The sequence below is a fragment of the Streptomyces acidicola genome (assembly GCF_009377235.1).
Taxonomy (GTDB): Bacteria; Actinomycetota; Actinomycetes; order Streptomycetales; family Streptomycetaceae; genus Streptomyces; species Streptomyces acidicola.
The window spans coordinates 34,976-58,877 of the sequence record NZ_VMNX01000018.1; the positions used below are offsets into that span (position 1 = coordinate 34,976).

The 23,902-nt window shown below is 70.2% G+C and carries 22 protein-coding genes; 9 read left to right on the forward strand and 13 right to left on the reverse strand.

The features are described from left to right. Positions 1 to 309: 309 nt before the first annotated feature. Both FPZ41_RS46955 and FPZ41_RS08375 read left to right on the forward strand, forming a co-directional pair. Complete coding sequence (locus tag FPZ41_RS46955; RefSeq protein WP_194236030.1) at positions 310 to 468, forward strand: hypothetical protein; 159 nt, start codon at positions 310 to 312, stop codon at positions 466 to 468. Positions 469 to 625: 157 nt separating this feature from the next. After that, a complete protein-coding gene (locus tag FPZ41_RS08375) occupies positions 626 to 1,210 on the forward strand; it encodes a DUF998 domain-containing protein (RefSeq protein WP_152860598.1) in 585 nt (194 codons plus the stop codon). A gap of 33 nt (positions 1,211 to 1,243) precedes the next feature. On the opposite strand, the gene FPZ41_RS08380 is transcribed toward FPZ41_RS08375, so the two are convergent. Next, positions 1,244 to 1,648, reverse strand: coding sequence for a DUF5997 family protein (locus tag FPZ41_RS08380; protein WP_194236027.1), 405 nt, complete (start codon positions 1,646 to 1,648; stop codon positions 1,244 to 1,246). Positions 1,649 to 1,759: 111 nt separating this feature from the next. Between FPZ41_RS08380 and FPZ41_RS08385 the strand changes: the two genes are divergently transcribed. Further along, on the forward strand, positions 1,760 to 2,554 hold the full coding sequence (locus FPZ41_RS08385; RefSeq protein ID WP_322619966.1) for a LysR substrate-binding domain-containing protein: 795 nt from the start codon (positions 1,760 to 1,762) through the stop codon (positions 2,552 to 2,554). 219 nt (positions 2,555 to 2,773) lie between these two features. Here the strand turns inward: FPZ41_RS08385 and FPZ41_RS08390 are convergent, their stop codons facing one another. Then, entirely contained in the window at positions 2,774 to 4,228 is a 1,455-nt protein-coding gene (locus tag FPZ41_RS08390) for a glyceraldehyde-3-phosphate dehydrogenase (protein ID WP_322619967.1), read from the reverse strand. Between the two features lie 380 nt (positions 4,229 to 4,608). Between FPZ41_RS08390 and FPZ41_RS08395 the strand changes: the two genes are divergently transcribed. Both FPZ41_RS08395 and FPZ41_RS08400 read left to right on the forward strand, forming a co-directional pair. Beyond that, positions 4,609 to 5,310: an SDR family oxidoreductase gene (locus FPZ41_RS08395; RefSeq protein ID WP_152860602.1), complete on the forward strand. Its 702-nt coding sequence runs from the start codon at positions 4,609 to 4,611 to the stop codon at positions 5,308 to 5,310. 200 nt (positions 5,311 to 5,510) lie between these two features. Beyond that, positions 5,511 to 6,512, forward strand: coding sequence for a LacI family DNA-binding transcriptional regulator (locus FPZ41_RS08400; protein ID WP_152860646.1), 1,002 nt, complete (start codon positions 5,511 to 5,513; stop codon positions 6,510 to 6,512). Between the two features lie 105 nt (positions 6,513 to 6,617). On the opposite strand, the gene FPZ41_RS08405 is transcribed toward FPZ41_RS08400, so the two are convergent. The 6 genes from FPZ41_RS08405 to manD form a co-directional block, all read right to left on the reverse strand. After that, entirely contained in the window at positions 6,618 to 7,628 is a 1,011-nt protein-coding gene (locus FPZ41_RS08405; RefSeq protein ID WP_152860604.1) for a sugar ABC transporter substrate-binding protein, read from the reverse strand. A 398-nt stretch (positions 7,629 to 8,026) separates the two neighbouring features. Beyond that, positions 8,027 to 9,040 carry a sugar kinase gene (locus FPZ41_RS08410; protein ID WP_228022597.1) on the reverse strand — a complete coding sequence of 338 codons (1,014 nt, stop codon included), beginning with the start codon at positions 9,038 to 9,040 and terminating at the stop codon, positions 8,027 to 8,029. Positions 9,041 to 9,187: 147 nt separating this feature from the next. Next, a complete protein-coding gene (locus FPZ41_RS08415) occupies positions 9,188 to 10,234 on the reverse strand; it encodes an L-idonate 5-dehydrogenase (protein WP_152860606.1) in 1,047 nt (348 codons plus the stop codon). After that, positions 10,231 to 11,625 (reverse strand): MFS transporter, encoded by a 1,395-nt coding sequence (locus FPZ41_RS08420; protein ID WP_152860608.1) that lies wholly within the window; start codon positions 11,623 to 11,625, stop codon positions 10,231 to 10,233. The genes FPZ41_RS08415 and FPZ41_RS08420 overlap by 4 nt, the downstream gene beginning before the upstream one ends. A gap of 76 nt (positions 11,626 to 11,701) precedes the next feature. Further along, complete coding sequence (locus FPZ41_RS08425; protein ID WP_322619968.1) at positions 11,702 to 13,123, reverse strand: mannitol dehydrogenase family protein; 1,422 nt, start codon at positions 13,121 to 13,123, stop codon at positions 11,702 to 11,704. Next, positions 13,120 to 14,328 carry a D-mannonate dehydratase ManD gene (manD, locus tag FPZ41_RS08430; protein WP_131558122.1) on the reverse strand — a complete coding sequence of 403 codons (1,209 nt, stop codon included), beginning with the start codon at positions 14,326 to 14,328 and terminating at the stop codon, positions 13,120 to 13,122. The genes FPZ41_RS08425 and manD overlap by 4 nt, the downstream gene beginning before the upstream one ends. Positions 14,329 to 14,516: 188 nt before the next feature. Here manD and FPZ41_RS08435 point away from each other — a divergent pair, with 188 nt between their 5' ends. Continuing rightward, positions 14,517 to 15,230, forward strand: a complete 714-nt coding sequence (locus tag FPZ41_RS08435; RefSeq protein WP_152860610.1) for a GntR family transcriptional regulator — start codon at positions 14,517 to 14,519, stop codon at positions 15,228 to 15,230. A gap of 43 nt (positions 15,231 to 15,273) precedes the next feature. Here FPZ41_RS08435 and FPZ41_RS08440 read toward each other — a convergent pair whose 3' ends face one another. Next, on the reverse strand, positions 15,274 to 16,368 hold the full coding sequence (locus FPZ41_RS08440) for a 2-hydroxy-3-oxopropionate reductase (RefSeq protein WP_322619972.1): 1,095 nt from the start codon (positions 16,366 to 16,368) through the stop codon (positions 15,274 to 15,276). Between the two features lie 128 nt (positions 16,369 to 16,496). On the opposite strand from FPZ41_RS08440, the gene FPZ41_RS08445 reads away from it, so the two are divergent. Further along, entirely contained in the window at positions 16,497 to 17,384 is an 888-nt protein-coding gene (locus FPZ41_RS08445; protein WP_152860614.1) for a sugar phosphate isomerase/epimerase family protein, read from the forward strand. Between the two features lie 64 nt (positions 17,385 to 17,448). Continuing rightward, positions 17,449 to 18,468 carry a Gfo/Idh/MocA family protein gene (locus FPZ41_RS08450; protein WP_152860616.1) on the forward strand — a complete coding sequence of 340 codons (1,020 nt, stop codon included), beginning with the start codon at positions 17,449 to 17,451 and terminating at the stop codon, positions 18,466 to 18,468. Positions 18,469 to 18,547: 79 nt separating this feature from the next. Here the strand turns inward: FPZ41_RS08450 and FPZ41_RS08455 are convergent, their stop codons facing one another. The 4 genes from FPZ41_RS08455 to FPZ41_RS08470 are packed head-to-tail and all read right to left on the reverse strand — an operon-like array spanning position 18,548 to position 22,566. Further along, complete coding sequence (locus FPZ41_RS08455) at positions 18,548 to 19,567, reverse strand: Gfo/Idh/MocA family protein (protein ID WP_152860618.1); 1,020 nt, start codon at positions 19,565 to 19,567, stop codon at positions 18,548 to 18,550. Continuing rightward, positions 19,564 to 20,568: a Gfo/Idh/MocA family protein gene (locus tag FPZ41_RS08460; protein WP_152860620.1), complete on the reverse strand. Its 1,005-nt coding sequence runs from the start codon at positions 20,566 to 20,568 to the stop codon at positions 19,564 to 19,566. Before FPZ41_RS08460 ends, FPZ41_RS08455 begins: the two co-directional genes overlap by 4 nt. Before the next feature lie 29 nt (positions 20,569 to 20,597). Then, positions 20,598 to 21,359: an SDR family oxidoreductase gene (locus tag FPZ41_RS08465; RefSeq protein ID WP_152860622.1), complete on the reverse strand. Its 762-nt coding sequence runs from the start codon at positions 21,357 to 21,359 to the stop codon at positions 20,598 to 20,600. 16 nt (positions 21,360 to 21,375) lie between these two features. After that, positions 21,376 to 22,566 (reverse strand): phytanoyl-CoA dioxygenase family protein, encoded by a 1,191-nt coding sequence (locus FPZ41_RS08470; protein ID WP_152860624.1) that lies wholly within the window; start codon positions 22,564 to 22,566, stop codon positions 21,376 to 21,378. Between the two features lie 145 nt (positions 22,567 to 22,711). Here FPZ41_RS08470 and FPZ41_RS08475 point away from each other — a divergent pair, with 145 nt between their 5' ends. Next, the gene (locus tag FPZ41_RS08475; protein ID WP_152860626.1) at positions 22,712 to 23,743 is read left to right on the forward strand and encodes a LacI family DNA-binding transcriptional regulator; all 1,032 of its coding nucleotides are present in this window, start codon (positions 22,712 to 22,714) and stop codon (positions 23,741 to 23,743) included. The last annotated feature ends 159 nt before the right edge of the window (positions 23,744 to 23,902 follow it).

Below are 23,902 nucleotides of genomic sequence, written 5' to 3' on the forward strand. Positions count from 1 at the left end.
GTCCTCGTTCCCCACCCAGCACGGGATTTTCCGGTGTTGGATTGGTGCTGACTTCGGAGGGTCAATGGTGGCAAAACCGCAGGTCGTAGCTCTGATCGGATGAGTTGTCGTACCACTCGATGGTGGTGCCGATGAGGCTGGCGGTGACAATGCGCTTGAGGTTGGCCGCTGGTGGGGGAGCGGATGACGCTGAGGCCATGTGTGCCACTTCCTCGTGTGCGGTGGGGACGACAGATATGTGTCGGCACACCGTAGGAACTCGTGCGTCGGTCACACATATGGCGGGACAACATAGTTCAGGGGCGGGCTATGCGTGTGACCCCCATGAGCAACGTGAACGTCTACGGCCTGATCCAGGCCCGCGGACCGCTCGGTTTCTTCGGCAACTTCCTTCCGGTCGCCTACATCAACGTCTTCGCCGGGATCGGCTGCTGTGGGTCGCCTCCGGCGGCGGGACGACACTGGTGATCACCGCGAACAAGGCCTTCGCTGACGTCTCCTGACGGTATTTCAGGGCCGAGGGTTGCTGGGCCACGTTCCGAAGGGCGGCCCGGGCGGCCCGCTCGGATGTCGCTCGCCTGCGTGTGCGGGCCGGAGAGACCTTTGGGTGTTTTAACGTTGCTCGATGCGACTTGTGCCTAAATGGGCCCTGCTGTCGTCGGGGTGCGCGCCCGTCGTGATGGTCGGAGGCTGGATGATCGCGGGGTTTCTTGAAGGGCCCGTCTACGACCCGGCCACTCAGACGATCAGCGTGCTGGCGGCCCGTGGCGCTTCGGGGTTCTGGGTGATGACCGGTGCGCTGGTCGCTCTGGGTGCCTGTCATCTGCTGACCGCTTGGGGGCTGCGCGCGGCCGCCCCCGCCGGACGCCTGGCGCTGGGCGGTGGTGGAGTGTCGGCGCTGGTGGTGGCGCTGGTCCCGGCACCGAGCAGCGGGGGCTCCCTGCGTCACGGCTCAGCTGTCGCGGTCGGGTTCGCTCTCCTGGCGGTGTGGCCGGTCCTGGCCGCCCGTGGCGGCAGCGCCGCACCTTGGGGGCTGCGGCCCATACCGTCCCTCGTGGTGACCGCACTGATGGGCGTCGGCGCGGCATGGTTCCTGATCGAAGTGCATGATCAGGGTGACATCGGGGTCGCCGAACGTGTTGTGACGTCCGTTCAGTCCCTGTGGCCCTTTGTGGTCGTCGCCTCCTGCCTCCGCGACCCCGATCACTGAACCTTGTCCGCGCCAAGCCCCGACTCACAGGACTCAGGCGTGCGAGGGGCCTGTCTGTGCGCCGAGGGCGGCGTTCTTCTCCTTGATGCGTGTGGCTTCCCTGCGGACCTCGGCCTGGGTGGCGCGCTCTTTCTCCAGCCACTCGGGTCGGTCCGTCAGCAGAGTCTCGATCTGCTCGGTGGTGAGAGGGTCCGTGACCCCACCGCGCGCGAGGCCCGAGATGGATACGCCGAGTTTCTCCGCGACCACCGGACGGGGGTGGGGGCCGTTGCGCCGGAGCTCACGCAGCCACTCGGGCGGGTTGGTCTGGAGCTCGTTCAACTCGGCGCGTGAGACGACACCGGCCTGGAACTCGGCCGGGGTGGCCTCAAGGTACACACCCAGCTTCTTCGCCGCGGTCGCGGGCTTCATCGTCTGGGTGGTCTGTTGCGACTTCATGGTGTCCAGACTATCCGCACTGTCCATCCGCACTGTTCGCCGTGCACGCGACCGCTGACTGCGAGAGCTCGCCCTGCGGGACCTCTCCCCTTCGACCGGTAGCCTGGCCGAGTGACAGGTTCGGAAGTTTCCCCTTCGTTCCGGCTCGCGTATGTCCCGGGGGTGACGCCCGCCAAGTGGGTGCGGATCTGGAACGAGCGCCTGCCCGACGTCCCCTTGACCCTCGTCCCCGTGCCGGCCGCGGAGGCGGCGGATGCGCTGCGCGACGAGGGAGCGGACGCGGCGCTGCTGCGGCTGCCGGTCGACCGTACGGTCTTCAGCGCGATTCCCCTCTACACCGAGACCACGGTGGTGGTCGTCCCCAAGGATCACCTCGCGACAGCCGTGGACGAGGTGGCGGTGGAGGACCTCGCCGACGATGTCGTGTTCCACCCGCTCGATGATGTCCTCGGCTGGGACCAGCTGCCGGGGCGGCCCGCCCTCGAACGCCCCGCCACGACGGCCGACGCCATCGAACTCGTGGCGGCAGGCGTGGGTGTCCTCGTCGTCCCTCAGTCGCTGGCCCGCCTGCACCACCGCAAAGATCTCACCTACCGGCCGCTCGTGGACGCCCCCCAGTCGAGCGTCGCGCTGTCGTGGCCCGAGGATGCGACGACCGACCTGGTCGAGGACTTCATCGGGATCGTCCGCGGCCGGACGGTCAACAGCACCCGGGGGCGCACGGTGGCCCCGGCGCAGCAGGAGCGCAAGCAGCCCGACGCGGTCCGCGCACGGCGGAAGCCCACGGCAGGGAATCCGAGCGGCAAGAAGACCAAGAGGACGGGGGGTGGTTCCGGCGGCTCCGGAAGCTCCGGCGGTTCCGGTGGCTCCAGAGGCGGCAAGCGCGGGAGGCCGCGCCACAGGTGAGGCGCGGCGACGCGTGAGCGGAAGCCGACGATGTGCGGAAGTCGGGTACCGATACCGATACCGATACCGGTGCCGGGATCGGTACCCGACCGGCGGGCGGCGGTCGGGGAACAACTCGACGCCGATCGGGATCGGTTGTCGCCCCACCGGCGCTCGCCTGTGGGACACCGGATCGGACAGCTCACGGTGAGCGGTCCGCCGCGAGCGGCTCCGCCCTGATCAGACCGCCGGGGACGGGTACGTCGGGTATTCCACTCCGGAGACGTGCTGGACGACGCGGATGACCTGGCAGGAGTAGCCGAACTCGTTGTCGTACCAGAGGTAGAGGATCGCGTTGTCGCCGTCGACCTTGGTGGCACCGGCGTCGACGATCGAGGCGTGGCGCGAGCCGATGAAGTCGCTGGAGACCGCGTCGGGGGCCGTGGTGAAGTCGATCTGGCGCTTGAGTGGCGAGGTCAGCGACACGTCGCGGAGGTGGTCGAGGACCTCCTCGCGGGTGGTCTCGCGCCCGAGTCGCAGGCTGAGGATCGCGATCGACACGTCCGGAACCGGCACCCGGATCGAGCTGCCGGTGATCGGCGCCTTGAGCTCGGGCAGCGCCTTGGCGACGGCCGAGGCGGCACCCGTCTCGGTGATGACCATGTTGAGCGGCGCCGAGCGGCCGCGGCGCTCCGCCTTGTGGTAGTTGTCCAGCAGGTTCTGGTCGTTGGTGAACGAGTGGACGGTCTCCACGTGGCCGCGCAGGACGCCGTACTCGTCCGCCATCGCCTTCAGCGGCGGGACGATCGCGTTGGTGGTGCAGGACGCGCAGGACAGGATCTGCTCGTCCGGCTTGACCTTGTCGTGGTTGACGCCGTGGACGATGTTCGGGACGTCGCCCTTGCCCGGCGCGGTCAGGACTACCTTGTCGATGCCGGGACGAAGGTGCTTCGACAGGCCCTCGCGGTCGCGCCACTTGCCGGTGTTGTCGATGAGGATGGCGTTCTTGATGCCGTACGCGGTGTAGTCGATCTCCGACGGGTCGCTCGCGTATATCACCTTGATGACGTTGCCGTTGGCGATGATCGTGTCGTTCGCCTCGTCGACGGTGATCGTGCCCTGGAACTGGCCGTGGATGGAGTCGCGGCGCAGCAGCGAGGCGCGCTTGACGAGATCCTCGGCGGCCCGGCCACCACCACCGCGGACGACGATGGCGCGCAGCCGCAGACCGTTGCCGGAGCCCGCCTTCTCGATCAGCAGGCGGGCGACGAGACGGCCGATCCGGCCGAAGCCGTACAGGACGACGTCGCGCCCCTCACCGCGCTCGATCTTGTTGGCTCCCGTGGCGCCGGCGACGGCCTCGGCGGTGAACTCCCGCACCGAGAGACCGCGGTTGTCGGTGCCGTAGGTCGCGGCGAGCATGCCGATGTCGATCTGGGACGGGCCGAGATCGAGCGTGGTGAGCGCCTGCAGAAACGGCAGGGTCTCCGTGACCGACAACTCCTCACCGGCGATCTGCCGGGCGAACCGGTGGGTCTTGAGGATGCTGACCACCGACTTGTTCACCAGGGAGCGGCTGTGCAGCAGGACCGTGACGTCCCGCTCGCGGTGCAGCTTCCCGATCATCGGGATCATCGACTCCGCGATCTCCTCGCGGGTATTCCAGTTGGTGAACGAGTCCTCGTTGAGAGTCACAGGCTTCTCTTTCGAGCTAGGCGGCGCTCATATGCTAACCCCCTGTCGTTTTTACTGTTCAGCGGGGTGCGATCGCCCCGCTCGCTACGGGTCGGGTGCGGGCGATCGGCCTTGTCTGGTCCGGTAGTTGGCCCACTTTGCTGATCGCCTTGCCTGACGGGCCGAAGTGAAGCAGGCCCCCTCCTTCGAGGCCCGGCTCCTGCCCGGAGCGGGCGATGCGCGGTCGTCGCGGGAGCGGATCCTGTACGTCGCGGCTTGTCGAACGCATCTCATCGCCAGTGAGTTTGGAAAGTAGACTCAGCATTTCGGAGCAGAGCTTGAAGGGAAAAACCGATCGTTTACGGTGAGGGAAAACGATCGGTTTCCCGTCAGCGTGCAACATGACTGAGATCAAGGGCGCCGTCGTTTTCGTCACCGGCGGCAGCCGCGGCATCGGCAGGGCGATGGTGGAGGAGCTGTACGTCCGCGGTGCCGCCAAGGTCTACGCCACGGCCCGCGATCCGCGGATCGTGACGCATCCCGACGCCGTGCCGGTGGCTCCGGAGGTCACCGATCCCGCCTCCGTGGCAACCGCTGCCGCGCAGGCCCAGGACGTCACGATCCTGATCAACAACGCCGGCGCGATGGTGGGTGCGTCCTTCCTCGACTCGCCCGTCGACGACACACGCCAGGAGTTCGAGACCACTTTCTACGGACCGCTGCTGGTCACCCGCGCCTTCGTGCCGGTCATCGAGCGCAACGGCACTGGTCACATCCTCAACGTCCACTCCGCGCTCTCGTGGCTGGGCGGCTACGGTTCCTGCAGTGCCTCCAAGGCCGCGCTGTGGTCGCAGACCAACTCCCTGCGCCTGGAGTTGAGGCCGCGTGGCATCGCGGTCACCGGACTCCACATGGCCCAGGTGGACACCGACATGACCGCCGGTTTCGAAGTGCCCAAGTCCACACCCGGTGACATCGCGGCACTCGCGCTCGACGGGATCGAGGAAGGAGCTCACGAGGTGCTGGCCGACGACATCACACGGCAGGTCGAGGCGGGCCTGTCCGGAGAGCTGTCGGTGCTGTACCCGGAGCTGGCGCAGTAGCACCGGCGACCGGCCAGTGGTTGTCGGTGACCGACCCTTGACTGGCACGCGCTACTAGCGCGCTCTATTGCGAGTAGGATGAGCCTTGCTCACATGTCATGTCAGTGCCTTGCTGCTGGGGGGACGGAGACTGCCCGTAGGGTGGGCGCCGGCGAAGGGTGGGTTCACAGGTGGATGCATCGGGCAGGCAGCGGCCCACGATGGCGGACGTCGCCGCCCGGGCGGGCGTGTCCAGGGCACTCGTCTCGATCATCTTCCGTGACCAGCCGGGAGCGAGCAAGGAGACCCGCGAGCGGGTCCTGCGCGTCGCCGACGAGATCGGTTACCGCCCCGACAACGCGGCCAGGCTGCTGGCCCGCGGCCGCAGCCGCACGCTCGGCGTGATGTTCACCGTCCACCAGACCTTCCACACCAACCTCATCGCGGGCATCTATCCCGAGGCCGAACGGCTCGGCTACGACGTCCTGCTCTCCGCCGCCACCCGGAGTCGCGACGAGGCCAAGGCGGTCGAGGCCCTGCTCAGTCACCGCTGCGAGGCGGTGATCCTGCTCGGCCCCGACGCCGAGCCCGGCTACCTCGACGCCCTCGGCCGCCGTACGGTCGCCGTCTCGGTGAGCCGCCGGGTACCGCAGGCCCACGTCGACTTCGTGCACTCCGCCGAGGGCAAGGGCGTCCGGCAGGCCATGGACCACCTCGTGGAACTGGGGCACCGCCGGATCGTCCACATCGACGGTGGTCAGGGGCCCGGCTCGGCGGACCGGCGGCGCGCCTACCGGGCCGCGATGCGCCGCCATGGACTCCAGGCCGAGTTGCGGGTGATCCCCGGTGACCACACCGAGCAGTCGGGCATCGAGGCGGGAGAGCTGCTCCTGAGCGAGCGGGACAGCGGTCGGCCGCTGCCGACGGCGGTTCTCGCGGGCAACGACCGTTGTGCGTGGGGGCTGTTGATGGCGCTGACGCGGGCGGGCATCGACGTCCCGCGCGACATGTCCGTCATCGGGTACGACGACAGCCACCTCTCCCACCTGATGCCGATCGGCCTGACCACCGTCCGCCAGGACGCGGCCCTCATGGCGGAGCACGCGGTCAGGTTCGCCGTGGAGCGGCTGGAGGACGAGCGGCTGGAGCCCAGGGAAGCGGTACTGGACCCGAAGCTGGTGGTGCGGGGGACCAGTGGACCGGTTCCGGAGGCCTCGGCCTGAGGGCCCGGCCGGCGGCAGAGGCGTGGGTGCGGCGGGTGCCGCTGCTCACGCCGCCGCCGTTGCCGCTGGTCACGCGTCTGCCGCCGGCGACGCCGACCCCTACGGCTATCGCGTCCCCTTCGCGGCGAACTTGGCGATGTCGGCGACGTTGTCCTTGGTGACGAAGGCCGGACCGGTGAGCACCGGTGCGGCGCCACCGCCGCTGAAGTTGCCGTTCGTCCGGTACAGCCACAGTGCGTCAACGGACAGGTAGCCCTGCAGATAGGGCTGCTGGTCGACCGAGAACTCGACCTGGCCGTCCGCGACGGCCTTCACCAGGTCCTTGTTGAGGTCGAAGGACGCGACCTTGGCCTTGCCGCCCGCGTCGGACACCGACTGCACGGCGGTCAGCGCGAACGGGGCGCCGAGGGTGACCACCTGGTCGATGGAGGAGTCCTGCTTGAGCTTGGCCGTGATCGTCGACTTCACGGACGGCATGTCGGTGCCGTTGACGTACAGGGTCTCGGTCTTGCCCTTGAACCCCTTCTTCAGGCCCGCGCAGCGCGCCTCGAGGGCGACCTGTCCCTGTTCCTGGATGACGCAGACGGCGTGCTTGGCGCCGAGCTCGTTGAGCCGCTGGCCGAAGGCCTGGCCCGCTATGTTCTCGTCCTGGCCGAAGTACTCGAGCATGCCGAGCTCCTTCCAGTTGTCCAGGCCGGAGTTGAAGCCGACGACCGGGATGCCGGCCGCCCTGGCCTTGGCCACGACGTCCTTCATGGCGTCCGGCTTCGCCGCGGTGAGCGCGATACCGTCGACCTTCTGGTCGATCGCGTTCTGCACCAGGTTGGCCTGGTTGCCGGCGTTGGGATCGCTGGAGTAGACGAGCTTGACGTTGTCCTTGGCCGCTGCGGCCTGGGCGCCCTTGCGGATGAGGTCCCAGAAGGTGTCGCCGGGGGCCGCGTGCGTGATCATGGCCACGGTCATACGCGGGGTGTTGGCCTTGCCCGCCGAGGTGTCCGCGCCGCCTTCCTCGGACTTCTTGCCGCCGGAGCCGCTGGAACAGCCGGCGGCGAGCGCCGTGCCGACGAGGACGGTGGCTGTCAGGGTGGCGGCGCGCGCCCGGTGGTGTCTGCGCATGTCTGTTGCACCTCGCTGTGCGGTTCGGGCTGGGAGCAGAGGGAAAGGGCGTCGGATACCGGCGGTCGAGCCGTACGACCGGACGAAGGCCGCGTCACCCGGCCTGGAGAGGCGGGCGGAGCGGTTGCGGGTGCCCTGTGTGGCGGTGACTGCTGTCTGTGGTGCTCATGGGTGTGGACCACCTGTTCTTCGTCACTGGAGCGCTTTATTAGCGCGCTCTAGTGGCAGGAACTATGGGGCCGCCCACAGGGGATGTCAACAGGTTTGTCATGACGTACCAACAAAACGCGCGAGGCCCACGGTTCCGGGGGCGCCGCCGTGTGCACCCCGGAACCGTGGGCCGACCCTCGTGAGGCGTCGTGTCCGGCGCCTCAGAGGGGCGTCCGCCCCCGTCCGCTTCAGCCGGGTGAGGACTGTCCGCCGACGGTGTCCGCGAAGTCGCGTTCCAGGACGGGAACGTCGTCCCTGGATCGCAGGACGGCCGCCGCCGTGAGGTGGCCGAGACGCAGCCGCGTCATCTCGTCGTGGTCGTGCAGTACGCCGGACAGGTACCCGGCCGCGAAGGCGTCGCCCGCGCCGACCGGCTCGACCACCTCGACGGGCGGCGTGGGCGCGAAGGTGCGGCTCCCCGCGGAGTAGGAAGTGGCTCCGTGCTCGGCGTCCTTGACGACGACGAGCGGCGCCGGCGCGAGCAGAGCCGCGATCTCGTCGGGCCGGGCAGTGTCCCACAGGGCCTCGGCCTCGTCCCGCCCCACGAAGACGATGTCCGCGGCGCGAGCGAGATCCAGCAAGGGCTGCGCCGCGTCGGCACCGCGGTCGCGCCACAGGGCGGGACGGTGGTTGACGTCGAACGAGACGATCGGTCGGCTCGGCGTGCCGGAGACGTCCCCCGTCCATGGGGTGCGGCCCACCACGATCTCCTCCAGCAGGCGGGCGCAGCTGTCGGAGAGGGCCGCGGTGATGCCGGACAGGTGCACGATGCGCGTGTCGTGCAGCTCGGGCGCCCGGGCCACTTCCGGGCCCATGTGAGAGGCGGCTGATCCGCGCCGGTAGTAGTGGGTTCGCGTCGCGTCCGGTCCGGGGTCCTTGAAATAGACGCCGGTCGGATGGAGGGGGTCGGTGCCGACAGCGCTCACCTCCACACCCCGGGAGGCGAGTTCCGTCAGGATGCGCTGCCCGAAGGGGTCGTCGCCCACCCGGCTGAGCCACGCGGCCCGGTGCCCGAGAGCCGCCAGCCCGCAGGCCACGTTGGACTCGGCACCCCCGATCGAGAGACGGAGCGCGGGCTGGTCGGCGAGCGGCAGGGCGTCCGGGGGAGCGAGGACGGCCATGGTCTCACCGAGGCACACGACGTCCAGCGACGCATGCTTGGGGCCTGCGGCTGCGCGGAGGCCGGCGGGCGACTGGGGCAAGGCAATCTCCTGGCGACTGGTGCTGGGGCTCAACTCTGGGGCGGGGCGGCGGGGTTGTACGGCCTGGTTCGATTCGGTGCCGTCCTGACGGTCCTGACTCCCGCCAGGAAGGTCTCCTGACTCCTGCCAGGACCGTCGTGACTCCCGTCAGGCGTGCAGGGGCGTCTCCGTCGCCAGGCGCAGCATCACCTTGCTGCTGGCGCTGCCCGGGTCGGCGGCGACCGCGAGGGCCTGCTCGGCCTGGTCCAGCGGGAAGCGGTGGCTGATGACCGGGGAGACGTCCAGTCCGTCACGCAGGGCGACGAGGGCGTCGTCGATCTCGTCCACGAAGCGGTAGGAACCGATCCAGGTGATCTCGCGGGTGACCAGGTCGCCCAGTACGGAGGGCGCGGCCGTCCCGGGCAGGTTGCCGACCTGGACGAGGGTGCCGCCACGTGCGGTGGCCCGCAGTGCCGCTCCCAGGGCGGCCGGTGCGCCGGACGCCTCGAAGACGACGTCGACGTCCTGCGGCAGCTCCTGGCCGAGGGAGACATCGACCACCGAGTCCGCGCCCATGCGCCGGGCCACGGAGAGCGACGAGGCGGAAAGATCGGACGCGACCACGGTGTGCGCTCCGCGGTACCTGGCGGCGGCGACGACCAGGGAGCCGATCGGTCCCGCGCCGTTGACCAGGACGGTCCGTCCCCGCAGCTCGGGTGCGCGGCCGACGGCGTGCAGGGCGACCGCCAACGGCTCGGCCAGCGCGCCCGACTCGGTGTCCACACCGTCGGGAAGCGGGCGGATCTGTGCCGCGGGCACAGCCCGGAACTCGCTGAACCCGCCGTCGGTGTGCGGGGTGAGGGCCGCCGAGCCGAAGTAGCGGACACGGGGGTGCAGGTTGGTGCGTCCGGCGAGCCGCTCCGGCAGGAGATCGCCGCCCACGGGGCGGGCCGGATGGACCGTCACCGGCTGTCCCTCCGACAGGCCGGTGACCTCCGCTCCCAGGGCCGCGATCCGGCCGGCGACCTCGTGGCCGAGGACCAGGGGGTGCGCCAGTGCCGCGGTGCCGGAGGCGCCCTTCCTCCAGTAGGAGACGTCGGATCCGCAGATGCCGCCCCACTCCATGGCGAGCAGCACCTCGTCCGGCGCCGGCTCGGGCCGGGGGCGCTCGTCGATCCTCAGGTCCCCCGCCCCGTGCACGACGACGGCTTTCATACGGCATCCTCCAGTCGAACCAGGTCCCGGCCGCGCGTCTCGGGCGAGAGGAGCGCACCGGCGAGTGTGATCAGCGAGTAGACGACGAGCATCGCCGCGATGGGCCACCAGCTGCCGGTGGCGGCGGTCAGGCTCGCCGCGAGGACCGGACCGATGGCGGTGGCGAGGACGCCACCGATCTCCTTGGCCAGGGCGAGCTGAGTGAACCGGGTACGCGACCCGAAGAGTTCGGCCATGGTCACGCTCTCCAGCGCGAACAGCCCGAGGACGCCGACGTTCAGGCCCACGACCATGCCCAGCATCAGGGCGGGAGTGCTTCCCGAAGTGATCATCAGCATCACGGGGAAGGCGAGGACGATGGTGAGCACGGTCAGCACCACGTACATCACACGCCGTCCGAAGCGGTCCCCGAGCATGCCCACCGCCGGCACCGTGAGGAAGCCCAGGAGTGACCCGTACAAGATGGCGTCCGTGGGGACGGAGCGCCCGGCCGCGAGGTTGGTCGCGATGTAGCCGACGAGGAACGTCTGGACCAGTCCGGAGTTGCCCGCCTGACCGAAGCGCAGCGCCAGCGCGAGGAAGAACGCTTTGCCCTTGCGCTGCTTCATGCCCGCCTCCAGCAGGCCGGTGTCGTCCTCGGCACCCTCGGTGACCGCTGACTCGACCTCGCTCCGGGTCATCGCCACGCCGTCCACGACGTCGGGGCGCTCCTCGAACACCGGGCTCTCCTTGAGGTTGCGGCGCAGCCACACGGCGAACAGCAGCAGGCCGAAGCTCATCAGGAACGGCAGGCGCCATCCCCAGGACAGCAGCTGCTCCTCACTGAGGACGGCGAGCAGGATGGCCCACACGCCCGAGGCGGCGAGCGTGCCCGAGTTGGTGCCCAGCGACACCAGCGAGGAGACCAGGCCGCGCCGCTTGGTGGGGGCGTACTCGGCGAGCATCACGGTGGCACCGGCGATCTCCGCGCCGGCCCCGAAGCCCTGGGCCAGCCGGAGCACGACGAGCAGGGCGGGAGCCAGGATGCCGATCGACGCGTAGGTGGGCAGAAGGCCGATGAGGGTGGTCGAGGCGCCCATCAGCACGATGGTGATCGTCAGGACCTTCTTGCGGCCGAGCCGGTCTCCCATCCGGCCGAAGTAGACCGCGCCGGCGAGCCGGGCGACGTAGCCGACGCCGTAGGTGGCCATCGCGGCGATGAGGCCGATCGCGGGGCTGACGTCCGGGAAGAAGATCTTGTTGAAGACGATCGCGGCCGCCAGCGAGTACAGCTGGAAGTCCATGAACTCCATGGCCGTACCCAGCCAGCCGGACACGGCGGCCTTGGTCAGGTCACTGGTGGTGCGTTGTGCGACGCCGGATGGCTCCGCTGTGGTGGTGCTGTCCTTCATCGTGAACTCCGTTGTTCGTGCGGGTGGGGACGGTGCGGCAGAGGCAGGTCGCCCCGGTTCAGAGGTCCCAGAGGCCTCAGAGGTCGACGTGGCCGGCGTGCAGGGCGGGGAGATGCCGGGCCACGGCGGTGGTGAGAGCGGTGTCGTCGGCGAGGTCGGGTGCGCCGACGGTCGTGAGCAGGGCGCGGACGGTGTCCGCCGGAGCCGCGCCGGTACGCCAGCACGCGGCGAGCGCGTCCTGCGCGGGGTCGGTGATGCCGTGGTCCTGGGGACCGGGCCTGGTGGTGTGGGCCCAGCCCGCGAGGGCGAGTTCGAGCATCGGGGTGGCCGCGCCGCGCTCGCGCAGTGACCGCAGCGCAGGCAGCCAGCGCTCGGTGATCTTCAGCGATCCGTCCGAGGCGATCTGCCGCAGGAAGTGTCGCATGGCCGTGTTGCTGAAGCGGGCGACGAGGTCGTCGGCGTACCGGTCCGGATCGGGGCCCCCGGCGGGCAGGGTGGGTGCGACCTCGGCGCACAGCGCCTTCACGAGCCGTTCTCCCCAGCCGGCGGCCATGGTGTCGGCGATGGTGGTGCAGCCCGCGGCGATCCCGAGGCAGGCGAGCGCCGAGTGCGAGCCGTTGAGCAGCCGCAGCTTGGTGAGCTGGTACGGCGCGACATCGGGGACGAACAGGGCGCCGTCGAGCTCCCACGGCGGGCGCGGGGCGGCGAAGCGGTCCTGAAGGACCCACTGCCGGTACGGCTCGCCGCTCACGGGAAGCGCGTCGTGGACGCCCAGTGCGGTGGCCGTCGCCGCCACGTCGGCGGCCGTGGTGGCGGGGACGATCCGGTCCACGACGGTGGCGGGAAACGCCACGTACTGGTTCATCAGCTCCAGTACCCGCTCGATGTCGGGCTGCCCGGAGGCTCGGACGACGTCATGGACGACTCGTTCCAGCACGGCGCCGTTGTCCGCCATGTTGTCGCAGGAGACGACAGTGACCGGGGCCGCACCGGAGCGCATCCGCGCGGCCAGTCCGGCGGCCAGCCGCCCGATCACCGTGGTGTCGAGGTCGGGAACCGCCGTGTCCAGGCCACCGGTCCGGGATGACCGGTGGTACCCCTTCTCGGTGATGGTGAGCGTCACCACCGTCGTCTGCGGATCGGTGAGCAGGGCGTCGACGGCGGCCCCGTCCCGCTGCATGGCGTAGGCGCCGGTCAGCGATCCGACGATCCGCGGGACGCCGCCGTCGGGGCGACGTTCCGTGACCGAGTACAAGCAGTCCTGTGCGCGGAGGGCGTCCACCGTCGCCGTCGACCGGGGAGCGACCGCGGCGATGCCCCAGGGTTCGCCCGACCGCGCCGCCGCGTTCTCCGTGTAGACGGCCTGGTGTGCCCGGTGGAAGGCGCCGATGCCGAAGTGGACGACACGGGTGCGTAGTCCGGCGGGGTCGACCTGGGGGCGCAGTTCGGGTGCGAGTTCGCTCAGCGCCCGACGGTTCAGGGGCGTCGTGCCGCTCACCAGTCGTGCACCGAGCCGTCGAGGCGGCGTGCCACCGGCAGATAGCGCCGCTGGTACGGGAAGCGCTCGGCCGCCTTCTCGTCGTACTCCACTCCGAGACCGGGCTCGTCGGAGGGGTGCAGCATCCCGTCCGCGAAGGTGACGCCCGTCCGGAAGACCTCGGCGGCCTCGTCCGGGTGGCCCATGTGCTCCTGGATGCCGAAGTTCGGCACGGCGATGTCGAGGTGCACGGCGGCGGCCATGCTGACGGGGGAGAGGTCGGTGGCGCCGTGAGAACCGGTCCGGACCTGGTACAGCGCGGCGAGGTCGAAGATCCGGCGCAGATGCGTGATGCCGCCCGCGTGGACCACGGTGGTGCGCACGTAGTCGATGAGCTGCTCGGTGATCAGCTGCTGGACGTCCCAGATCGAGTTGAAGACCTCGCCCACGGCGATCGGTGTCGTCGTGTGCTGCCTGATGAGCCGGAACGCCTCCTGGTTCTCGGCCGGAGTCGGGTCCTCCATCCAGAACAGGCGGCAGCCCTCGACGCTTTTGCCGAAGCGGGCCGCCTCGATCGGGGTCAGCCGGTGGTGAATGTCGTGCAGCAGGTGGAAGCCGAAGCCGAAGCGCTCCCGTACGGCCTCCAGGTAGGTCGGCGCGAAGCCGAGGTAGGCCTCGGTGTCCCAGGGCTGTTCGTCGGGCAGGTCGCTCGCCGCGGGCTCGTACAGCTTGCCCTTGCGCACGCCGTAGGTGCCGCCGACGTCCGGTACCGCCGCCTGGGCGCGCACCGCCTTGTAGCCGAGTTCGAGGTACCGCTCGACGTCGTCGAGCAGGGACGGTACGTCGGTGCCGCTGGCGTGCGAGTAGACGAGCACGCCGTCCCGGGAACGCCCGCCGAGGAGCTGGTAGACCGGCAGTCCGGCGGTCTTGCCCTTGATGTCCCACAGGGCGGTGTCGACGGCGGCGATGGCGGTCATGGTGACCGGCCCGCGCCGCCAGTACGCACCCCGGTACAGGTACTGCCAGATGTCCTCGATCCGCGCCGGATCCCTGCCGATCAGCAGGGGGGCCACGTGGTCGCGCAGATAGCTCGCCACGGCCAGTTCACGGCCGTTGAGCGTGGCGTCACCGAGGCCGGTCACTCCGTCCGACGTGGTGATGCGCAGCGTGACGAACGTGCGCCCGGGGGAGGCGACGAACACCTCGACGTGCTCGATCCTGCTCACTGATGAGCTCTCCTAACGGCAGCGGCATGGTCGGTCGGCCGGCACGAGCACCCGTGCTGTCGGCCAGGGCTTGTATACAAGCACCTGTCGTGGAGTTTCGGCAATGCCTCTGGCCTGGTTCTTTCTGGGTGGGCGGAGCTCCGCGGTCATGTGCCGGGTGGTGATGATCCTGGCGATACGATGGGTCCATGGCCCAACCCAAACGGCAGCGGACCAGTCGGCACGAGATCTATGTGACGTTGCGTCAGATGGTTCTGACGCTCCAACTCCCGCCGGGCGCCGCGCTGTCGGAGAACGAACTCGCGGCGTCCATGGGCGTCAGCCGTACGCCTGTGCGGGAGAGCCTGATCCTCCTGGCCCAGGAAGGCCTCGTGCAGGTCTTCCCGCAGATCGGTTCCTTCGTCTCACGGGTGGACCCGGCCCAGGTTTCCGACGCGCAGTTCCTGCGGGAGGCGGTCGAGCTGGCCGCGCTGGACGACCTGCCCCCGGACCTGGACGCCGCGGTCCTCAAGGACCTGCGTGACAACCTTGAGCGTCAGCAGCGAGAGGGCCTCGGAATCGAGGAGTTCTTCGAGCTGGACGAGGCGTTCCATCAGGGCCTGATGCGGCTGAGCGGACACGCGAACGCCTGGACGACCGTCGCCGCCGCCAAGGGGCATCTGGACCGCGCCCGCCGTCTGGGCCTGTACGAGAACGCGTCTCCCGCGGTGTTCGCGGACCAGCACCGGGAGATCTTCGACGCGGTGGTGGGCGGGGACGTGTCGCTGGCGCGCACGGCGATGCGCACGCACCTGCGGGCCGTCTTCAGCGACATCGAACGCATAAGAGCGCATTCGCCCGAGCTGTTCGCCACCGACCCCTCAGCGGTGCCGGTGCGGCGCAACGTCGTCGTCTGGGAGTAGTCCCCGCACCCGTCAGCTCTCGCTCGTGTTCGCGGTGTCGCGCTTACTCCGAGGCCCGGCCCGAGAGCCGTTCCACTCCGCGCAGCAGGGCCGAGTGGTCGAGCGGGCCGTCGCCGTTGGCACGGGCGGAGGCCATCAGCTGGGCGGTGAGTGCGCCGAGGGGGAGGACGGCGCCGGTGGCGCGGGCCGCGTCGGTGACGATGCCCATGTCCTTGTGATGCAGGTCGATACGGAAGCCCGGCTTGAAGTCCCGGTTCAGCATGCTGTCCTTCTTGCGGGCGAGAACGGTGGAACCGGCCAGACCGCCGCCGAGGACCTCCAGGGCGGTGGGGAGATCCGCGCCCGCCTTCTCCAGGAAGACCACCGCCTCGGCCAGGGCCTGGATGTTGACCGCGACGATGAGCTGGTTGGCGGCCTTCACGGTCTGGCCGGCGCCGTGCGGGCCCACGTGGACGACGGTCGTGCCGAGCGCGCCGAAGAGCGGTTCGGCCTCGGCGAAGTCGGCCGCGTCACCGCCGACCATGATGGACAGCACGGCCTCGACGGCACCGGCCTCACCACCGGACACCGGGGCGTCCAGGACGCGAACGCCCTTGTCCCGGCCGGCCTCGGCGATCGCGACGGCGGTCCGGGGGCTGACGCTGCTCATGTCGATGACGAGGGTGCCCGGCCGGGCGTGGGCCAGGACGCCGCTCTCGCCGAGGACGACCTCGGTGACCTGCGGGTCCGCGGGGAGCATGGTGATGACGACGTCCGCGCCCGCGACCGCGGCCGCCACGCTGTCCGCCGCCCGGCCTCCCGCCTCGACCAGGCGGTCCACCGGCGGGCGGCTCCGGTTGTGTCCGACGACGGTGTGCCCGGCCCGGACGAGGTTGGCGGCCATGGGGGAACCCATGATGCCGAGGCCGATGAAGGCGATCGTGCGGGACTGGACGGCTGACGTACCCATGTGGTCTGCGTTTCCTTCTGCGAGGGAGGCCTGGGCTGTGCGGGGGCTGCGCGGGGGTGGTGCGGTTGATCGTGACCCGACACTACGACGCCCTGGGAGCTCCTCCCAAGCACGCGTCCGAGGCGCAGGAATGAGGGGAAGAAGATCTGCCCAATGATGGGTTAATGATGGGTTCTGCCTCTTCAGTATTGCCTCGCGCCGCGCCTACCTTTGCGTCCAGGTGAACGGCCCGGTCGTCGGCTGTGTCCGGTCGGCTGCGGCAGTGACCACCTCGCCCTGGGCTCCCTCCCCGACTGGATCCACCGAAAGGCCACGGCATGAACACCCCGTCGCAGCACAGGATCGCCGGTGCGCCCATCTCCTGGGGCGTGTGCGAAGTACCCGGCTGGGGCTACCAGTTGACCCCGGAACGCGTCCTGAAGGAGATGCGCGAGGTCGGCCTGGCCGCCACCGAGATCGGCCCCGAGGGGTTCCTGCCCGGCGAACCTGACGCCATGGCCGAGACCCTCGCCCACCACGACCTCCAGGCTGTCGGGGGCTTCACCCCGCTCCTGCTCCACGTCCCCGGCCACGACCCGGTGCCCGAGGTGGAACAACTCCTGGAGAGCTACGCCGCCTCGAAGGCGGACGTGCTCGTCCTGTCCGCCGTCACCGGCCAGGACGGCTACGACTCGCGCCCCGAACTCGACGCCGACGGCTGGAAGCTGCTGCTGTCCAACCTCGACCGGCTGGCCGCACTGGCCGCCGAACGCGGCGTACGGGCCGTCCTGCACCCGCACGTGGGCACGATGATCGAGAACGGCGACGAGGTACGGCGCGTCCTGGAGCACTCGGCGATCTCTCTGTGCCTCGACACCGGCCACCTGCTCATCGGCGGCACCGATCCGGCGGAACTCACCCGCCAGGCGCCCGAACGGATCGCCCACACGCATATGAAGGACGTGGACGCCTCCCTCGCCGCCAAGGTCCAGTCCGGCCGCCTCTCTTACACGGAGGCGGTGCGCGAGGGCATGTACCGCCCGCTGGGCGCCGGCGACGTCGACGTCCACGCCATCGTGACCCACCTCAGCGCACGCGGGTACGACGGCTGGTACGTCCTGGAACAGGACACCATCCTCACCGAGGAACCCCGGCAGAAGGGCCCGGTCGAGGACGTGTGGGCCAGCGCCGAGCACTTGCGCTCGGTGTTGCGGGGCGCCGAATAGAAGGTGTCCGTCGCCTGACCGTCCCCACCAACCCACCTTCACCAGCAGCGGAGATACTACGAACATGCCGTCTCAGGGAACGCTGGGCGTCGCGGTCGTCGGCACCGGAAAGATGGGCGCCGACCACGCGCGTCGGCTTCAGCGGGTCATCAGCGGGGCGCGGGTGACCGCGGTCGTGGACATCGACGAGGAGCGGGCCGGGGCCCTGGCCGACTCGATGGACGGGTGCAGGGCGTACACCGAACCCGTGGCCGCCATGGCGGCACAGGACGTGGACGCCGTACTCATCGCCTCGCCCGGACCCGCGCACGAGGCGGCGCTGCTCGAAGCCCTCGACCGTGACCTGCCGGTCCTGTGCGAGAAGCCGCTCACCCCGGACGCTGCCTCGGCGCTCCGGGTGCTGGAGGCGGAGCGGCGGCTCGGGCACCGGCGCATCCAGGTGGGCTTCATGCGGCGGTACGACGCCGAGTACATGAAGCTCGAACGCCTCCTGCACAGCGGCCGGTTGGGCCGAGCGCTGATGCTGCACCACCGGCACCGCAACCCGTCGATGCCACCGTGGTTCACCAACGAGATGCTCATCAACGACTCCGTGGTGCACGAGATGGACGTGACCCGCTGGCTCCTCGACCAGGAGATCACAGCGGTCACCGTGCTCAAGCCGGCCCCGTCGTCGTATGCCCCCGAGGGCATGGACGACCCCCAGTTCGTCCTCTTCGAAACGGAGTCGGGCGCGCTCGTCGACGTCGAGATCTTCGGCCACTGCGGCTACGGCTACCAGGTGCATGCCGAAGCGGTGTGCGAGCGGGGCACGGTACGCATCGGCGACGAGTCCGGGCCCCGGCTCAGCGCCGACGGCCGGTGGGGCGGCGCCATCACGCCGGACTACCTGGAGCGTTTCGCGGACGCGTACGACCGCCAGGTCCAGGCGTGGGTGGACGCCACCCGGCGCGGTGAGGTCACCGGACCGAGCGTCTGGGACGGCTACGCGGCGGCAGCGGTGTGCGAGGCGGGCGTGGCGGCGCAGCGGGAGGGGCGGCGCGTCGAGGTCGAACTGATCGAGCGGCCCGCTTTCTACGCCTAGGCCGCCCACCTTCTACGAGTAGACCTCACATGGCAGGAGGGGGTGGCGCCGGACCGGCGCCACCCCCTCCTTTCGCCTCTCACACCGTGGTCGGAGGAACCGTCCGCGGCCGGACCGGGAAGCCCGCTGCCCGGTAGCAGTCGTCGATGAGACGCATGGTGGCCAGCGCGTCACCGGCGTCGAGGGCGAGGGGCGCGCCCTGCCGCAGATGGGCGGCGAAGGCGTCGAGCTGGTAGGTGTACGAGGAGCGGCGGCCGAGTTCCTCGGTGCGCTCCCCGGCGCTCGCGCGGACCACGATCCGGTCGTCCAGGTGGGGCTGCACGAAGTTCATGGCCGTGGCCTCGCCCCGGCTGCCCACGATCCGGCAGCTGAACTGCACCTCGTGGTGCGCCATGTGGCAGCGGGCGCTGCCGGTCGCACCGTTCGGGAACTCCAGGTCGGCGTCCAGCCATTCGTCGACGCCGGGCGCGTCCGCCCGCTCACCGCCACCTGCGCTGACCAGCCGGGGCGCGCCGCCCGCCCAAGGGGCGAGCATCCGCTGGGCGTGCAGCGCGTAGCAGCCCACGTCCATCAGAGCGCCGCCCGCGAGCGGGAACGACCAGCGGGGGTCACCGTCCCGCGGTGCGGGCATGGCCATGACCGTCTCCACATGCCGGAGTTCGCCCAGCTCCCCGCTCCGCAGCAGTTCGTGGAGGCGGCGGGTGACCGGGTGGAACAGGTAGTGGAAGCCCTCCATGAACACGGTGCCGGCCTCGGCGACGGCCTCGTGGATCTCGGCCGCCTCCTCCGCGTTGCTCGCGGACGGTTTCTCCGTCAGCACGTGTTTGCCGGCGGCGAGGGCCGCCACGTTCCACGGTCCGTGCAGACCATTGGCGAGCGGGTTGTAGACGACCTCGACCTCGGGGTCGGCGACAAGTTCGGCGTACGAGCCGACAACCCGCTCCACGCCGTGCTGTTCCGCGAACGCGGTGGCGCGGGCACGGTCGCGGGCGGCCACCGCGACGATGCGATGGCCGCCCGCACGGGCAGGGCCGACGATCGAGAGCTCGGCGATCCGGGCCGCGCCCAGCACGCCTATCCGCAGCGGCTCGTGGGTCATCCCTTGCGTACCTCTTCCAGTCGTACGGGCCTGTGCTCGTGCAGCGACAGCGTGCACGCCTCGGCGATCCAGCTCGCCTCGATCGCGTCCGCCACCGTGCAGGGGGAGGGGCGGGTGCCCGCCACGACCTCGGTGAACGCGGTCAGTTCGGCGCGGTAGGCGTCGGCGAAGCGGTCCATGAAGAAGGTGTGCGGGGCGCCCGAGGGGAAGGTGGCACCCGGCTCGACGGAGCGCAGCGGCAGCTTGTCCTCCAGGCCCACCGCGATGCTGTCCTTCATGCCGTGCAGCTCCAGCCGCACGTCGTAACCGCGGGCGTTGTGCCGGGAGTTGGAGATGACGGCGATCGTGCCGTCGTCGAGGGTGAGCAGCGCGGAGGCGGTGTCGACGTCACCCGCCGCCGCGATGTAGTCCGCGCCCCGGTTGCCGCCGGTCGCGTACACCTCGACCACCTCGCGGCCCGTCACCCAGCGCACGATGTCGAAGTCGTGGACGCTGCAGTCGCGGAAGATGCCCCCGGAGACGGCCACATAGGCGGCCGGCGGAGGCGCGGGGTCCAGGGTGGTGGACCGTACGGTGTGCAGCAGGCCGAGCTCGCCGCTCACCACGGCCTTGCGCGCGGCGACACAGCCCGCGTCGAAGCGCCGGTTGTAGCCGATGTGCACCTCGACGCCGCCGCCCTCGACGGCCCGGAGCACCTCCAGGCTCTCCTCGACGCCACGGGCCACGGGCTTCTCGCAGAACACCGGGACGCCCGCCTTGACGGCGGCGAGGATCAGCTCGGGGTGCGCGTCGGTCGCGGCCGCGATGACGACTCCGTCGACACCGGCGGCGAACACGGCCTCGGGGGAGTCCACGGCCGTCGCTCCGAACCGTTCGGCGGCGGACGCGGCGGCCGAGGCCACCGGGTCGGTCACCACCAGGGAGTCGACCACGTCGAGTCCCGATAGGGTTTCCGCGTGGAACGCGCCGATCCGGCCCAGCCCCATGATGCCCAAACGCATGATCTTGCTCCTTCAGCCCAAGGGGCGGTTCAGTCAAGCCCGCCGAACACTATCTGGTCCCAGTCGATGACCGATCCGGTCACCACCCCGCTGCGGTCGGACAGCAGGAACACGACGAAGTCGGCGATCTCGTCGACCTGCCCGAGCTTGCCCATCGGCTGTGCCCGGGCTGCCTTCTCCCGCCAGTCGTCGCCCGCACCGTGGAACGCGCGCTGCGTCGCGTCCTCGCCCTCGGTGTCCGTCCAGCCGATGTTGAGGCCGTTGATGCGGACACGGTCCCAGCGGTGCGCGTGGGCGGCGTTGCGGGTCAGCCCGGCGAGGCCGGCCTTGGCCGCGACGTACGGGGCGAGGAAGGGCTGTCCGCCGTGCGAGGAGGACGTGATGATGTTGACGATCGTGCCCGGCACCTTGCGGTCGACCAGATGCTGAACCGCCGCCTGCATCGCGAAGAACGGCGCCCGCAGATTGATCGCGATGTGCGCGTCGAACAGCTCCGGCGTGGTATCCAGCAGTGAGCCACGCGTGGTCAGCCCGGCCGCGTTGACGAGACAGTCCACGCGACCGTGCCCGGACACCGTCCGTACAACGCTGTCACGCGCCTGCTCCGGATCCGAGAGGTCCGCGGCCAGGAAGTGGGCGCCCGCGTCCGCGGCGAGCTTCTCGCCGAGCTCCGCCCGGCGTCCCGTGAACACGACGGTCGCGCCCTCGCGTACGGCCGCCCTCACGATGCCCGCGCCGACGCCCTGGCTGCCGCCGTTGACGAGGACGACTTTGTCATCGAGCAGTCCCATGAGTCCGTGGTCTCCTTCAGCTCTTGCGGCGCTTGGCGGCCGCTTGCAGTTCCTGGCTCAGCCGTTCCGGGGTCCAGCCCTCGGTCACGGCCTGCCAGACGGTGTCCGCCTGGGACGGCGGAGCGAGACCGCCGACCGGCGGGTCGAGGTCGAGGTTCGTGGGGAACGGGTACCCCTCGGCCGTGGCGGCGACCACACGGCGCAGCCACTCCTCCGGCGCGCCCTCGGCCCTGCGGCGCAGCAGCACCGGGAACAGCGCGTTCGCCATCGCCTCACGGTCCACCGACTCCATCGCGCGGCCGAACGCGGACGAGATCTGCAGCAGGTTCGCCATGCGCCGGATGTCGGCCGAGCGGTTGTGCCCGGCGGCGTGGAAGAGCGCCGGGTTGAAGAACACCGCGTCGCCCTTCTCCAGCGGAAGCTGGACGTGGTGCTCGTCGAAGTACGCGACGAACTCCGGGAGGCGGAAGGCCAGATAGCCCGGCTCGTACTTCTGCGAGTGCGGCAGGAACAGCGTCGGCCCCGACTCGACCGGCATGTCGCAGTGCGCCACCGCACCCTGCAGGGTCAGCACGGGGGACAGCCGGTGGACGTGCGCGGGATACGCGGCCGCCTGCTCCTGGGAGAGGAAGCCCAGGTGGTAGTCGCGGTGCACGGTCTGCGCGGCGCCACCCGGGTTGACCACGTTGACCTGCGAGGTCACCTGGTAGGCGGGGCCGAGCCAGGCCTCGGACACCAGCGCCAGCACGTCGTTCGCGTAGTAGTCGGCGAAGACGTCCGGGCTGCGTACGGCCACCTTGTCCAGGGCGTTCCACACGCGGTCGTTGGCGCCCGGCTTGGCGAAGTGGTCGCCGCGTGCGGTGCCGGCCGCGCGCTCCTCCTCGATCAGCGCGTGGAAGGCCTCCGACGCCCGGTCCACGACAGCCGGGTCGGTGTAGGCGGCCTTGAGGACCACGACACCGGGCCCGTCCAGCAGGGCCCGCACCAGCTCACTCTGCACCGCACGGCGGCCCTCCGGGGTGACCGTGCCCGCACGAAGCCGCTCGCTGTCGTAGACCAGCACGTGTCGCTCGGTCCGCTCCGCCGAGGGGTACGCCTGCGGGTCGGTGTCCTGTTCGACCAGTGAGCGGAACGTGTCGAGATCGCAGTCGTCCTCGCTCAGCCAAGTCCGTGATCCCGCCTGTGATCCCGTGTCTGTGGGGGACATCCCCGGTCCTTTCGCCATGCCTGCTTTTCTGTCAGTCTGATGAACCGGTGACCGTCATTCAATCCGCAGAAACCCATCAAAAACCCGTCATCAGCAATCCATCGTCAGTAACCGTCATCCACTCTCGGGAAGCTCGGGAACAGTCATGCGGCATCCGTATCCGATCAGGGAGATCGCCCGACAGGCCGGGCTGAGCGAGGCCACCGTCGACCGGGTCCTCAACAGCCGGGGAGGCGTCCGGGAGAGCACGATCATGGAGGTCCACCAGGCGATCAAGGACCTGGACCGCCAGCGGACCCAGGTGCGCATCGGCGGACGCACCTTCATGATCGACATCGTGATGCAGGCGCCGGAGCGGTTCTCCACGGCCGTACGCGACGCACTGGAAGCCGAACTGCCGTCACTGCACCCCGCCGTCGTGCGCTCGCGTTTCCACTTCCGGGAGACCGGCCCCGCCTCGGAGCTGATCGCCGTCATGGACAAGATCGCCAAGCGGGGGTCGGGGGGTGTGATCCTCAAGGCCCCGGACCTGCCGGAGGTCGGCGCGGCCGTCGGCCGCCTGGTCGCGGCCGGTATCCCCGTCGTCACCCTCGTCACTGACCTGCCCGGCAGCGCCCGGCTGGCGTACGTCGGCATCGACAACCGGGCGGCCGGAGCCACCGCCGCCTACCTCGTCGGACAGTGGCTCGGCGACCGGCCCGGCAATGTGCTCACCACCATCAGCAGGGGCTCCTTCCGCGGCGAGGAGGAGCGCGAGATGGGCTTCCGCAGCGCGATGCGGGTCGCCCACCCCCAGCGGTCCCTGGTGGAGGTCACCGACAGCGACGGCCTGGACGCCACCCAGCGCGACCTGGTCCTGGAGGCGCTGAGGCGGGACGAGGGCATCGTCGCCGTCTACTCCGCCGGTGGCGGCAACGCCGCGACCCTCGACGCCTTCGACACGCTCGGACGCACGTGTGCCGTGTTCGTCGCCCACGACCTGGACCACGACAACACCCGGCTCCTGCGCGAGCGCCGGCTCTCCGCCGTCCTCCATCACGATCTGCGCCAGGACATGCGCCGCACCTGCCAGACCATCATGCGCGCCCACAAGGCCCTGCCCGACGAAGGGCCTGCCCTGCCCTCGGCGATCCAGGTGGTCACGCCGTACAACATGCCGCCCGGGGTGTCGCCCTGACCCCGACGACCCCGACGCCCCCGAGGCCGACGGCGGCGAGTGCGAGGCCCTGGAGGCCCCCTGCACGGAGACACTGGAGGTCCTCTGAAGTGACGTGATCGACGATCCCCAGCCCTTCAGAAACCCACTGCCCGGCGCCTAGTGTTGCCGCCGGACGAG